Origin of the sequence: Tetragenococcus koreensis (assembly GCF_003795145.1) — a bacterium.
Taxonomy (GTDB): Bacteria; Bacillota; Bacilli; order Lactobacillales; family Enterococcaceae; genus Tetragenococcus; species Tetragenococcus koreensis.
Genome location: NZ_CP027786.1, coordinates 1,297,589 through 1,310,352, shown reverse-complemented (window position 1 = coordinate 1,310,352; position 12,764 = coordinate 1,297,589). Strand labels below are relative to the sequence as shown.

12 protein-coding genes are annotated in these 12,764 nt (G+C 38.2%); 11 read left to right on the top strand and 1 reads right to left on the bottom strand.

The window, feature by feature from the left end:
* Positions 1 to 194: 194 nt before the first annotated feature.
* The gene (locus C7K43_RS06310; RefSeq protein WP_124006093.1) at positions 195 to 689 is read left to right on the top strand and encodes a gamma carbonic anhydrase family protein; all 495 of its coding nucleotides are present in this window, start codon (positions 195 to 197) and stop codon (positions 687 to 689) included.
* 154 nt (positions 690 to 843) lie between these two features.
* On the opposite strand, the gene clpP is transcribed toward C7K43_RS06310, so the two are convergent.
* The gene (gene clpP / locus C7K43_RS06305; RefSeq protein ID WP_124006092.1) at positions 844 to 1,425 is read right to left on the bottom strand and encodes an ATP-dependent Clp endopeptidase proteolytic subunit ClpP; all 582 of its coding nucleotides are present in this window, start codon (positions 1,423 to 1,425) and stop codon (positions 844 to 846) included.
* Between the two features lie 191 nt (positions 1,426 to 1,616).
* Between clpP and C7K43_RS06300 the strand changes: the two genes are divergently transcribed.
* The 10 genes from C7K43_RS06300 to rho all read left to right on the top strand — a co-directional run bounded on the left by C7K43_RS06300 (position 1,617) and on the right by rho (position 12,680).
* Complete coding sequence (locus C7K43_RS06300) at positions 1,617 to 2,135, top strand: hypothetical protein (protein ID WP_124006091.1); 519 nt, start codon at positions 1,617 to 1,619, stop codon at positions 2,133 to 2,135.
* Between the two features lie 89 nt (positions 2,136 to 2,224).
* The gene (locus tag C7K43_RS06295; protein ID WP_124006090.1) at positions 2,225 to 2,953 is read left to right on the top strand and encodes a glycerophosphodiester phosphodiesterase; all 729 of its coding nucleotides are present in this window, start codon (positions 2,225 to 2,227) and stop codon (positions 2,951 to 2,953) included.
* 5 nt (positions 2,954 to 2,958) lie between these two features.
* A complete protein-coding gene (gene miaA, locus C7K43_RS06290) occupies positions 2,959 to 3,885 on the top strand; it encodes a tRNA (adenosine(37)-N6)-dimethylallyltransferase MiaA (protein ID WP_124006089.1) in 927 nt (308 codons plus the stop codon).
* Positions 3,878 to 5,131 carry a GTPase HflX gene (gene hflX, locus C7K43_RS06285; protein ID WP_124006088.1) on the top strand — a complete coding sequence of 418 codons (1,254 nt, stop codon included), beginning with the start codon at positions 3,878 to 3,880 and terminating at the stop codon, positions 5,129 to 5,131. Before miaA ends, hflX begins: the two co-directional genes overlap by 8 nt.
* A 118-nt stretch (positions 5,132 to 5,249) precedes the next feature.
* Complete coding sequence (locus C7K43_RS06280; protein ID WP_124006087.1) at positions 5,250 to 5,630, top strand: MerR family transcriptional regulator; 381 nt, start codon at positions 5,250 to 5,252, stop codon at positions 5,628 to 5,630.
* 55 nt (positions 5,631 to 5,685) lie between these two features.
* Positions 5,686 to 7,026: a type I glutamate--ammonia ligase gene (gene glnA / locus C7K43_RS06275; RefSeq protein WP_124006086.1), complete on the top strand. Its 1,341-nt coding sequence runs from the start codon at positions 5,686 to 5,688 to the stop codon at positions 7,024 to 7,026.
* 179 nt (positions 7,027 to 7,205) lie between these two features.
* Positions 7,206 to 8,813 carry a CTP synthase gene (locus tag C7K43_RS06270; RefSeq protein WP_124006085.1) on the top strand — a complete coding sequence of 536 codons (1,608 nt, stop codon included), beginning with the start codon at positions 7,206 to 7,208 and terminating at the stop codon, positions 8,811 to 8,813.
* Positions 8,814 to 9,124: 311 nt separating this feature from the next.
* Positions 9,125 to 9,994: a class II fructose-bisphosphate aldolase gene (locus tag C7K43_RS06265; protein ID WP_124006084.1), complete on the top strand. Its 870-nt coding sequence runs from the start codon at positions 9,125 to 9,127 to the stop codon at positions 9,992 to 9,994.
* Positions 9,995 to 10,122: 128 nt separating this feature from the next.
* On the top strand, positions 10,123 to 11,388 hold the full coding sequence (locus C7K43_RS06260; RefSeq protein ID WP_124006083.1) for a UDP-N-acetylglucosamine 1-carboxyvinyltransferase: 1,266 nt from the start codon (positions 10,123 to 10,125) through the stop codon (positions 11,386 to 11,388).
* Positions 11,385 to 12,680, top strand: a complete 1,296-nt coding sequence (rho, locus tag C7K43_RS06255; protein WP_124006082.1) for a transcription termination factor Rho — start codon at positions 11,385 to 11,387, stop codon at positions 12,678 to 12,680. Before C7K43_RS06260 ends, rho begins: the two co-directional genes overlap by 4 nt.
* The last annotated feature ends 84 nt before the right edge of the window (positions 12,681 to 12,764 follow it).

The following is a 12,764-nucleotide window of genomic DNA, read 5'->3' as shown; positions in this document are numbered from 1 at the left end:
TCAGAGAGAGTGTGTGATACGCTTCTTATTTTTCGAACATAGAGAGTCAGTTAGCGTTTTATCCCTCGTATAACCATGCCGACAGCAAAATCTGACCACATTATTATATGAGATAGTCATGTTCAATGTAGAAGTTCAGCTATAAAGATGAATATTAGTTATGATATACTCAAGAAGAAAGGACGAGGTAGACAATGAAAAATTTTATCGCAGGAAATGCTACACTTGTTGGTGATGTAATTCTGGGAAGAGAAGTAACTGTTTGGTATAATAGTGTGCTTCGAGGGGATTGTGCGCCTATTTCAATCGGGGATCGGACGAACATTCAAGACGGGACAGTGATTCATGTTGATCATGGTACTCCTTGTGAAGTTGGCGATAATATTACAGTGGGGCATCAATGTTTGCTACATGGTTGTAAAGTTGAAGATGGCGCCTTAATTGGTATGGGCTCAATTGTAATGAATAATGCCGTCGTAGGCAAAAATAGCATGGTCGGAGCAGGCTCTCTAGTAACTCAAGGGACCGTTATTCCACCGAACAGTTTAGCCTTAGGACGGCCGGCACGAGTAGTCCGTGAGTTAACCGCAGAAGAAATTGAAAAAAATAAAGAAAATGTGAACCACTATTGCCAATTAGGGCAAGATTATCTGAGCGGAAAATATCCTGAGTATAAAAATGACTATTAATTCATTGCAGTAACGAAAAAATTAGCACTATGATAGTTGGAGCCTCTACAATCAATGTAGTACAAATCTTTTGACCTGAAGCGTTAATAAAACACAAAAAAACGCCATCGCCCTTACTAAATTTAGTAAAGACAATGGCGCGTTCATTTATTGTTTATTTATTAGTCATGATTTCATCGATCAAGCCGTATTCTTTAGCTTCTTCAGCAGTCATATAGTTATCACGATCGGTATCACGTTTAATGACGTCAAGTGATTGACCTGTGCGTTCAGCTAAGATTTCATTTAAGCGATCGCGAGTTTTTAGGATGTGACGGGCAGCAATTTCGATTTCAGTTGCTTGTCCTTGCGCACCACCTAATGGTTGGTGAATCAAAATTTCAGCATTTGGTAAAGCAAAACGTTTGCCTTTAGTACCAGCTGTTAATAAGAAACTTCCCATAGATGCTGCCATTCCTAATACAATAGTTTGCACATCTGCTTTGACAAAGTTGATTGTATCATAAATCGCAAAACCAGCTGTAACACTGCCGCCTGGCGAGTTAATATACAAATAAATGTCCTTTTCAGAGTCTTGTGCATCTAGAAATAATAGTTGTGAGATGATAGAATTAGCTAAATCATCCGTTACTTCACCACTTAGCATAATAATGCGGTCTTTTAATAAACGAGAGTATATATCATACGCTCTTTCCCCACGGGATGATTGTTCAATTACTGTTGGAATCAAGTTCATTTAATGTTCCTCCTTTTAAATCATAGACAATTTTGACGCTTAAAAAAGTGCTTTATTCCGTCAAATTATCTTTTCTAATAGCTAGTATACACACATGGTCAATAAAGGTCAAATATAAAATCTTGGATATAGGCAAGAAAATTTGGTAAGATAAAATCATCAATGATTCTTAAAATAAGGAGGCAAGTTAGATGGAGATTTTTATTGCAGGTTTATTGGGGGTATTCGTCGGTTCATTGATTGTGGTTATCACATTTAATTTACGTATACGATATGATGAACGTAAAGATGAAAAACGACGAATGCTTGAACACAAAGTTAAAGAGATCGAAACACTGGTCTTATTGAACAAAAAGATCACGGAAATTTTGGACAAGCGCGTCATTATGATGGAACAATATACTAGTTTTAATGCGTTTGATGACTGTTATATTACCGTGGACGATTACATTTATTTACATTCATTTGCAGCACAAAACAGCTTTTATTTACCTAATTATTTTCTAGACGAATTTTTTAGACGAATCGCCACGCGGAAAGTCGTTTTATCCCCTGAAGAAACTGTTCAAATTGGTGGGTATACCTTTAAGGGTGCACGTATGTTAGTTGAAGAACTTTCAGACGAGTTGACCGAAATGATCTATGAAAAAAAGAACCAAATGAAAAAGGTCAGCGACGAACCGTTAACTTATTTTTCCAAACCTCTATAATCGTGTAAAAGAAGAAACGAGCGTTGTTTCTTCTTTTTTTGTTGATTTTATAGATACATGTTACAATAACTCTGATTGGAGTGAGAACGATGAAAATTTTTGCTCATAGAGGAGCCAGCGGAACCAGGCCGGAAAACACGTTGCCTTCGTTTGCTGAAGCGATTCGTGCAGGAGCAGAAGGAATTGAATTAGACGTTCAATTAACCAAAGATGATGAAATAATTGTCATGCACGATGAACAAGTAAATCGTACAACCAATGGTAAGGGAGCTATTAAAGATAAAGCTCTTGCGGAAATCAAAGCATTAAATGCAGGTAGTTGGTTTGATGAAAAGTATGAATCAACCAAGGTCCCGACGCTAAAAGAAGTTCTAGACTTATTAATTGCGCGCAATTATCGGGGAATTCTAGAAATTGAATTTAAGACAAACGTAGAAGAATATCCAGGTATTGAAGAAAAAGTCGCAAATCTTATGACTAGCCAAGAATGGCCATTTACTTATTGGTATTGCAGCTTGAATGTTAATACGTTAGAACGAATTCATAAAATTGAACCTAAAATACGGATTGATCTGGTGATGAGAAATTCTGAAGAAGCACCTACAATGGCGTTGGATCGTTCGTATATTAAAGGAATCCATCCAAGAATTGACTGGACTTTAGACCATGATGCTGAAGTGCCTAATTATCCCATTGATGTGCGTCCATGGACAATTAATGATGAAGAAACGTTAATAAAAGTGATGGATTTACAAGTTGCTGGTGTATTTACCGACTATCCGGAAAAAATATTGTCGGCAAAGAGAAGGAACCAATAAAAAACATGAAAAAAGTGTTAGTGATTGCAGGACCGACTGCTGTAGGAAAAACCGCGCTTAGTATTCAACTGGCCAAAAAATTTGGTGGTGAGATCATTAGTGGGGATTCCATGCAAATTTATCGTCGGTTAGATATTGGCACGGCTAAAATTACTGAGCAGGAAAAAGAAGCAATCCCACATCATTTAATTGATATTTGTGATATAGGAGACCGTTATTCTGTTGCTGATTTTCAAAAACAAGGTCGCCAAAAAATTGCAGAAATTTACAATAGAGGGAATTTACCTATACTTGCTGGAGGGACTGGGTTGTATATTCAATCTCTCCTTTATGATTATCAACTAGGAGCATCTGAAAAAGAGCAAGATGATACTATTCGTCATAAGTATGAAACATTCGCTCAAGAAGAAGGGCCCCAAGCACTGTTTGATCTGTTGCAAAAAAGAGATCCTATAGCAGCAGAAAAAATTCATATCAACAATCAGCGGAAGTTGGTTCGGGCGCTAGAAGTGTTGGAAATCACCGGAGAAAGTATTGCTGCGCCTAAAAAAATCCCTGAAAAATTATACGACAGTTTTATGATCGGTCTAACTACTGAACGCTCCGTTTTATATGAACGAATCAATGAACGAGTGGATCGTATGCTGCAAAACGGGTTAATCGAGGAAGCAAAGTTAGTCGGAACGTATCCTGATAGTCAAGCAGCAAAAGGTATTGGCTACAAGGAATTTTGTCCTTATTTTGCTGGCGAGAAAACACTGGCAGAAACGGCTGAAACTATTAAACAAAATTCAAGACGTTATGCTAAAAGACAATTAACCTGGTTTAACAATCGAATGTCATTTCATTGGTTTGATTTACTGGCCGATCCGCAAGCAATGGCAACGATAAAAAATGAAGTCGCGCAGTGGTTGGAGGTGTATAATGGTTAAAGCAGAACAAGTTATTTTAGTCGGGGTACAGACCTCAGAAAATTTTCAGACCTTTGAAGACTCAATGGCGGAATTAGCAAATTTGGCGCAAACAGCAAATGGAGAAATTACTGCTACCGTTGAGCAAAATCGCGACCATGTAGACCATCAAACGATTATTGGTAAAGGAAAACTGAAAGAATTACGCCAACTAATAGATGAATCAAATGTCGATTTGGTGATTTTTAATCAAGAATTAACGCCTAGACAAGGTCAATTAATTGAAGAAGCATTAGAAACGCCAACGATTGATCGGATTCAATTAATTTTAGATATTTTTGCGAAACGTGCACGTTCGAAAGAAGGAAAACTGCAAGTGGAACTGGCACAATTGGAATATTCATTTCCACGCATTATCGGACAAGGCAAAACGTTATCGCGTCTGGGCGGTGGCATTGGCACTAGAGGGCCAGGTGAAACGAAGTTAGAAACGGATCGACGGCTGATTCGTAAAAAAATGACAAGTATTCGACGAGAATTAAAAGAAGTAGAAGCCCATCGCAGGCGAACTCGGCAACAACGGAATGAACAACAAGTTTATCAAATTGGTTTGGTCGGCTATACCAATGCAGGCAAGTCCACTCTGCTAAACTTATTGACCAGTGCTGACACTTATGAAAAAGATCAATTGTTTGCTACTTTGGACCCATTAACTAAAAAATGGCGGTTACCAGAAGGTTTTGAAGTAACCATCACGGATACAGTTGGGTTTATTCAAGATTTGCCTACCCAATTAGTAGACGCTTTTCATTCCACTTTGGAAGAAAGTCAAAATATGGACTTGTTGTTGCATGTGATTGATGCTTCCGCAGTTAATCGACAACAACAAGAACAGACGGTGATGCAGCTGATGGATGATTTACAACTGCGCCAGATTCCGACCTTGGCTGTTTACAATAAGGCAGACTTAATCGAAGATGACCAATTTGTGCCAACCTTATTTCCCAATGTCTTGCTTTCAGCTAATGATCCCACAAGCAAAGAAAAGCTGACCGAGGCGATCAAATCCATTATGATGGAAAAATTACAGCCATATACCTTGGTTTTGACACCAGATGAAGGACGTTTATTAGAACAGTTGAAACAAAATACCTTGGTTGTTTCTACTGATTTTGAAGAAGAATCACAGCAATATTTAATCAAAGGTTTTGCCAAAGAGCATTCTTTTGCCATCACTCGTATGAATCAAACGAAAGAGGAACAGTAGGGTTATCCTGCTGTTCTTTTTTGTGTCAGGTTTCATGACATAAATAGTTGACAGAAAACGCAGCAATTGGTATAGTTGCTAAGTAGATTGACCATCTTAAGGAAAGAGGAGAAAGCGTATGAGTGAAAAAGAGCTGCGACGTTCAATGTCTGTTTTTCCAATTGGTACAGTCATGAAATTAACGGATTTAAGTGCACGTCAAATTCGTTACTATGAAGAGCAAAATTTGATTTATCCTGAAAGAAGTGAAGGTAATCGACGCTTGTATTCCTTAAATGACATCGATGTGCTGCTTGAAATTAAAGATTATCTTTCTGACGGGTTAAACATGGCCGGTATCAAGCGCGTCTATCGGATGCAAAAAGAAGAAGAGAAAAAAGCCAGAAACAAAAAACCGTTAACAGACAAAGATGTCAGGCGTATTTTTTACGATGAAATCCTATCCCAAGGGGGGTTGAATCCCAAAAATTCATTTGATACGAAGTACCCCAAATTATAGTTTATAGTACTTTATAGATCTTTATTACAAACCGCGGAAAAGGAAGGAAAATTAGATGCCAAAAGTAGACTATACTGCAGAACAGATCAAAAAAATTGCCCAGGAGGAAAACGTCCGTTTTTTACGCTTAATGTTTACCGACATTAGCGGTATGATAAAAAACGTGGAAGTGCCAATCAGTCAAATTGATAAAGTACTGGATCATAAAATGATGTTTGATGGTTCTTCCATTGAGGGATTTGTCCGTATCGAAGAAAGCGATATGTACTTATTTCCAGATTTAACAACTTGGATGATTTTTCCTTGGGAAGCTGAACACGGCAAAGTTGCTCGTTTAATTTGTGATATTTACAATTCAGATGGAACGCCTTTTGCTGGCGATCCGCGGGGAAATTTGAAGCGTATCTTGAACCATATGCAAGATTTAGGCTATACTTCTTTTGAGTTGGGACCTGAACCAGAGTTTTTCTTATTCCAACTAGATCAAGAGGAAAAAATCACCAAAAGTCTAAATGACCATGGCGGTTATTTTGATTTTGCACCCATGGATTTAGGTGAAAATTGTCGACGTGATATTGTATTAGAATTAGAAAAACTAGGTTTTGAGGTGGAAGCTTCTCATCACGAAGCTGCACCAGGACAACATGAAATTGACTTTAAATACGCAGATGCAATCGATGCATGTGATAGTATCCAAACGTTTAAGCTAGTTGTTAAAACAATTGCTAGAAAATATGGGCTGCATGCTACTTTCATGCCTAAACCCATGGACGGCATTGCCGGCTCGGGAATGCATTGTAATATGTCGTTATTTAAAGGAAACGAAAATGCCTTTTATGATGAAAATGGTGAGATGGAGTTAAGTAAAATTGCTTATCAGTTTTTAGCGGGATTAATCAAACATGCACGGGCATACACCGCTATTTGTGATCCGACGGTTAACTCTTACAAACGTTTAGTTCCAGGTTACGAAGCACCGGTTCATGTCGCTTGGTCTGGTCACAACCGTTCACCATTAATTCGCGTCCCTGCTTCGCGCGGGTTGTCTACTCGTTTGGAATTACGGTCAGTTGACCCTTCAGCCAATCCTTACTTGGCACTAGCCACTTTATTAGAAGCAGGCTTAGATGGGGTTCAAAATGAGTTAGTTCCTCCAGAAGGTGTGGACCGCAATATTTATGTAATGACGGAAGAAGAACGCGAAAAAGCACAAATTTTTGATTTACCTTCTACCTTGCATAATGCTCTTAAAGAGTTAAAGGATGACTCAATTATTATTGACGCCTTAGGTTCTCATATTTATGAAAACTTTATTGAAGCAAAACAAATGGAATGGGCAGCCTTTAGACAAACAGTGTCAGAGTGGGAACGAGAACAATATTTAGAACTTTATTAATAAAAATTACTATAACGATTGACTTTCTAAATTGAACAAGGTAATATTTTGCTTGGGCGCTCTTATAATAAAAGAGCTACGATCGTTTTAGAAAATAATGCTCCCTATTCAAACCGAATAGGGAGTTTTCTTTTATTTCTAAATTAAGCACCTGAAAAAAGGATAAGGAGTTTTTAATTATGACCAAATACATTTTTGTCACTGGCGGCGTTGTTTCGTCTATCGGAAAGGGAATCGTAGCGGCTTCACTAGGCCGTTTATTGAAAAATCGTGGATTGAAAGTAACTATCCAAAAGTTTGATCCTTATATTAATGTGGATCCGGGGACGATGAGTCCGTATCAACATGGTGAGGTATTTGTCACTGATGATGGCGCAGAAACAGATTTGGATTTAGGACACTATGAACGGTTTATTGATATTAATTTGAACCAATATTCCAATGTAACCACAGGAAAAGTTTACTCTGAAGTGATTCGCAAAGAAAGAAAAGGCGAGTACTTGGGGGCTACGGTTCAAGTGATTCCGCATATTACGAATGAAATTAAAGAAAAAATCATGCGAGCAGCTAACATGACTGATTCAGATGTAATCATTACAGAAGTAGGCGGTACAGTTGGCGATATCGAATCCTTACCTTTTTTAGAAGCACTACGTCAAATGAAAGCTGATGTAGGTCCAGATAATGTACTTTATGTTCACACCACGCTAATTCCTTATTTAAAAGCAGCTGGCGAAATGAAAACTAAGCCAACACAACACAGTGTAAAAGAATTGCGCGGACTAGGCATCCAACCGAATATTTTAGTAGTAAGAACAGAAGAACCGATCGATCAAAGTACTAAAAATAAATTGGCTCAATTTTGTGATGTGGCGCCCGAAGCGGTCATTGAATCATTGGATGTAGATACGCTATATTCCATTCCGATGAATTTGCAAAAACAAGGGATGGATCAAATCGCTTTGGACCATTTAAAATTAGATGCACCCGTTGCAGATATGACCGAATGGCAAGAACTCATTGATCGTGTCTTGCATTTGAAAAAGACTGTACGAATTGCTTTGGTCGGTAAATACGTCGAATTACCAGACGCTTATCTTTCAGTGGTTGAATCATTAAAACATGCTGGCTTTTTCCATGATACTAAAGTTCAAATTGATTTAATTAATTCGGCTGAAATCAGTAAAGAAAATGTCACCGAACAATTAAAAGAAGCAGATGGAATTTTAGTTCCTGGCGGGTTTGGTGATCGCGGTATCGAAGGAAAAATTGAGACAATTCGTTATGCTCGTGAAAATGACATACCATTTTTAGGTATTTGTTTAGGTATGCAAATGGCGTGTGTTGAATTTGCTCGAAATGTCATTGGATTAAAAGATGCCAATACGACGGAAAGAGATCCAAAAACTCCATACAACGTTATCGATCTTATGACCGATCAAGAAGGTGTAGAAGATATGGGAGGAACATTGCGTTTAGGTTTGTATCCTTGCAAAGTTCAAGCAGGAACCAAAACTGCTCAAGCCTATCAAGATGAAGTTGTACAAGAACGCCATCGCCATCGTTATGAATTTAATAATGAATTCCGCGAAATCTTTAAAGAAAATGGGATGAGTTTTTCTGGGGTCTCTCCAGACAATCATTTGGTAGAGATTGTAGAAGTTACTGAAAACAAATTCTTTGTTGGCTGCCAATTCCATCCTGAATTAATTTCACGTCCAAACCGCCCACAAAGACTAATTAAAGCTTTTGTAGGTGCAGCAATGGAAACAAAGGAACAAAACTAGAAAATATCCTATCTCGAAAAGCTTATCTCGGCTCTTCGAGATTTTTTAGTTAGTCAGCTGAAGTACTACACATTCAATCACTAAACAAATAAAGAGGATTCATTTAGCAATTAATTCAAAAATAAAAAGATAAATACTTCTTTTTTCTGAAAATTTTCCTTTGCCGCAGCTCTTAGCACGCGAAAAAATTGTAAAATCGATAGAATCCGCTAGATTTAGTAGAAAAAGTTTGAATAATTTGCTAAAATAAGGATGTTGGTTAAGCAAGTCTTAACAAAAAACGTTCAATTAAAATTTAGGAGGAAACAATTATGCCATTAGTATCAGGATCAGAAATCTTTAAGGCAGCTCGTAAAAATGGATATGCGATCGGCGCGTATAACACAAACAACTTAGAATGGACCCAAGCGATCCTTCAATCTGCGCAAGAAAAAAACGCACCAGTATTAATTCAAACTTCTATGGGTGCTGCAAAATATATGGGCGGCTATAAATTAGTTGTTAATATGGTCAAAGACCTAATCGAATCAATGAACATTACTGTTCCCGTAGTACTTCATTTAGACCACGGTGAATATGAACATGCACTAGAATGTATTGAAGCTGGTTATACTTCAGTTATGTTTGATGGTTCTTCACTACCATTTGAAGAAAACTTGGCAAAAACCAAAGACGTTGTTGAAAGAGCCCACGCAAAAGGCATGTCTGTTGAGTGTGAAGTAGGAACAATCGGCGGCGAAGAAGACGGAATTGTTGGTACAGGCGAATTAGCTGATATAGACGAATGTATCCAAATGGTAAATACAGGCATCGACTTCTTAGCTTGCGGAATTGGTAACATTCATGGTGTATACCCTGAAAACTGGAAAGGTTTAGACTTCGATCACTTACAAGCAATTACTGATGCTGTAGGTAAAGATGTGCCATTGGTACTACACGGTGGTTCAGGAATTCCACAAGATCAAATTGAAAAAGCTATCACAATGGGCGTTTCAAAAGTTAATGTAAATACTGAATTCCAACTTGCATTTGCTAGAGCAACTCGCCAATATATTGAAGAAGGTAAAGACCAAGCAGGTAAAGGTTTTGACCCTCGTAAATTATTAGCACCTGGTAAAGAAGCAATCATTAAAGAAGCGCAAAACCATATTGACTGGTTCGGTTCAGCTAATAAAGCGTAACTTATCCTTTCGATGACTCTCACGGATCTTAACATGGGTCCGTGAGTTTTTTTAGCTTTTTTCAAAGCTTACATTGTGGTAAAATAAGTTCGTATGTATATCAAATAATAATTAATAGGTGAAAATAAATGAAAAAATTTGCAATTCACGGCGGACGCCCGTTGTCAGGTGAAGTAACCATCAGCGGAGCTAAAAATAGTGCTGTCGCGTTGATTCCTGCTGCAATATTAGCGGATTCTCCGGTGATCTTAGAAGGAGTTCCCGATATCCAAGATGTTCATTCCTTAATTGAAATCCTCGAAATCATGGGTGTTAAAACAACCTTTGAAAATAATCAACTAGAAATTGATCCAACTCATATCGTCTCAGTCCCAATGCCAAGTGGAAAAATTAATAGTTTACGCGCTTCTTACTACTTTATGGGAGCATTGTTAGGGAAATTCGGTGAAGGAGTCGTTGGCTTACCGGGCGGTTGTGATTTAGGACCGCGACCAATTAATCTACATATTAAAGGGTTTGAAACGTTAGGTGCCCAAGTGACTAATGAACATGGGGCTATGTATTTACGTACTCCAGAAGAAGGTCTACAGGGGGATCGCATTTTTCTTGATATGGTCTCTATTGGTGCAACGATTAATGTGATGCTAGCTGCTGTAAAAGCTAAAGGACGCACGATCATCGAAAACGCAGCAAGAGAGCCAGAAATTATCGATGTATCCACCCTTTTAAATAATATGGGCGCAAAAATTCGTGGCGCTGGTACTAATGAAATTCGCATCGAAGGCGTCGAAAGCTTACACGGTTGTCGGCACGCAATTATTCCTGATCGAATTGAAGCCGGAACTTATTTAGCGCTGGCCGCTGCTTGTGGAGAAGGCATTAAAATCAAAAACGTTATTTATGAACATTTAGACAGCTATATTTCTAAATTAGAAGAAATTGGTGTAGAACTTGATATCACAGAAGATACGATTTATGTTCCAAAAACGGAGAACTTACGTCCGGCAACAGTCAAAACGTATCCTTATCCGGGCTTGGCAACTGATCTACAGCAGCCGCTTACTCCGCTTTTATTAAAAGCCAATGGCTCTTCTGAAGTTATTGATACGATTTATTCAAAACGGATTAACCACATCCCCGAGTTAGTACGCATGGGTGCTAATGCTTCGATTGAAGGAAATACGATGATCATCAATGGTCCGAGTCAATTGCACGGGGCAGAAGTCGAAGCTTCTGACTTGCGGGCAGGAGCTTGTTTGGTCATTGCGGGCTTGATGGCTCAAGGAACCACAACCATTGGAAAAGTAGATTATATTTTACGTGGTTATGATCATATTATAGAAAAACTAACCAAACTAGGAGCCGATATAGAAATGGAAGAGGAGACAAAATGAGCGATTATTTAACGATGGCGGAATTAGATAATATGACGCTAAAAGAAATCTATAATTATGCGCGCGATTTTAAGATTTCGTATTATAGCCAAATGAATAAAAAAGAATTATCTTTAGCTGTAATCCGTGCTCAAGCGGAAAAACAAGGCTTCTTCTATATGGAAGGGATCTTAGATATCATTTCGCAAGATGGCTATGGTTTCTTAAGACCCATCAATTATGGTCCGAGTGCCGAAGATATTTATATTTCGAATTCACAAATTCGTCGTTTCAGTTTAAGAAACGGAGATAAGGTCGCCGGAAAAGCACGTCCACCTAAAGAATCAGAACGTTATTACGGATTGATGCACGTTGAAAGTGTAAACGGAAAAAATCCGGAAGAAGCAAAAAAACGTCCTCATTTTCCAGCATTGACAGCTCTTTATCCAGAAAAACCTTTTACCTTAGAAACAACTCCAGGACGAGTTTCTACGCGTATTATGGATTTATTTTCACCCGTTGGTTTTGGTCAACGCGGACTGATCGTTGCGCCTCCTAAAGCAGGAAAGACAAGCATTTTAAAAGAAGTTGCTAATGGAATTACAGAAAATTATCCGGACGTAGAATTAATCGTTCTGTTGATTGATGAACGTCCTGAAGAAGTAACGGATTTAGAACGTAGTGTAAATGGCGAAGTGGTGTACTCTACTTTTGATTTACAACCAAATAACCACACGCGCGTTTCAGAACTAGTTTTAGAGCGGGCGATGCGTTTAGTAGAAGACAAGCGCGATGTCGTTATCTTAATGGATAGTATTACTCGTTTAGCTCGAGCATATAATTTGGTCGTACCACCAAGTGGCCGGACACTAAGCGGTGGGATTGATCCAGCTGCTTTATACAAACCCAAAAAATTCTTTGGGGCAGCTCGAAACATTGAAGAAGGCGGCAGCCTAACGATTTTAGCAACTGCTTTGGTCGATACAGGTAGTCGGATGGATGATGTGATCTATGAAGAATTTAAAGGTACGGGAAATATGGAAATGCACCTTTCCCGTCAGTTAGCAGAACGACGCATCTTCCCAGCAATTGATTTGAAACGTTCAAGTACGCGTAAAGAAGAATTATTGATGAGCCCAGAACAATTGGAAGAAACTTGGCGTTTACGGAACAATATGCTTGGTGATTCATTAGAATATACCGAACAATTTATCCGTTTCTTAAAGAAAACGAAAACCAATCAAGAATTCTTAGATACTTTCCATGATGTTTCATTTACCGATAAAAAGCCCAAAAGAAATATAAAAAGATAGAAATTACGAATAGAAGAAACAAAGAGATAACTAAGTGTAAAATTTATTGAGGTCAACCCTAGACGAATAAAAAAGAAACCGTTA

Excerpts from the sequence above, each read along its gene's own strand:
- C7K43_RS06295 (WP_124006090.1), top strand. The coding sequence starts at position 2,225 with ATGAAAATTTTTGCTCATAGAGGAGCCAGCGGAACCAGGCCGGAAAAC.
- rho (WP_124006082.1), top strand. The coding sequence starts at position 11,385 with ATGAGCGATTATTTAACGATGGCGGAATTAGATAATATGACGCTAAAA.
- clpP (WP_124006092.1), bottom strand. The coding sequence starts at position 1,425 with ATGAACTTGATTCCAACAGTAATTGAACAATCATCCCGTGGGGAAAGA.
- C7K43_RS06270 (WP_124006085.1), top strand. The coding sequence starts at position 7,206 with ATGACCAAATACATTTTTGTCACTGGCGGCGTTGTTTCGTCTATCGGA.
- C7K43_RS06260 (WP_124006083.1), top strand. The coding sequence starts at position 10,123 with ATGAAAAAATTTGCAATTCACGGCGGACGCCCGTTGTCAGGTGAAGTA.
- C7K43_RS06280 (WP_124006087.1), top strand. The coding sequence starts at position 5,250 with ATGAGTGAAAAAGAGCTGCGACGTTCAATGTCTGTTTTTCCAATTGGT.
- glnA (WP_124006086.1), top strand. The coding sequence starts at position 5,686 with ATGCCAAAAGTAGACTATACTGCAGAACAGATCAAAAAAATTGCCCAG.
- miaA (WP_124006089.1), top strand. The coding sequence starts at position 2,959 with ATGAAAAAAGTGTTAGTGATTGCAGGACCGACTGCTGTAGGAAAAACC.
- C7K43_RS06310 (WP_124006093.1), top strand. The coding sequence starts at position 195 with ATGAAAAATTTTATCGCAGGAAATGCTACACTTGTTGGTGATGTAATT.
- C7K43_RS06265 (WP_124006084.1), top strand. The coding sequence starts at position 9,125 with ATGCCATTAGTATCAGGATCAGAAATCTTTAAGGCAGCTCGTAAAAAT.
- hflX (WP_124006088.1), top strand. The coding sequence starts at position 3,878 with ATGGTTAAAGCAGAACAAGTTATTTTAGTCGGGGTACAGACCTCAGAA.
- C7K43_RS06300 (WP_124006091.1), top strand. The coding sequence starts at position 1,617 with ATGGAGATTTTTATTGCAGGTTTATTGGGGGTATTCGTCGGTTCATTG.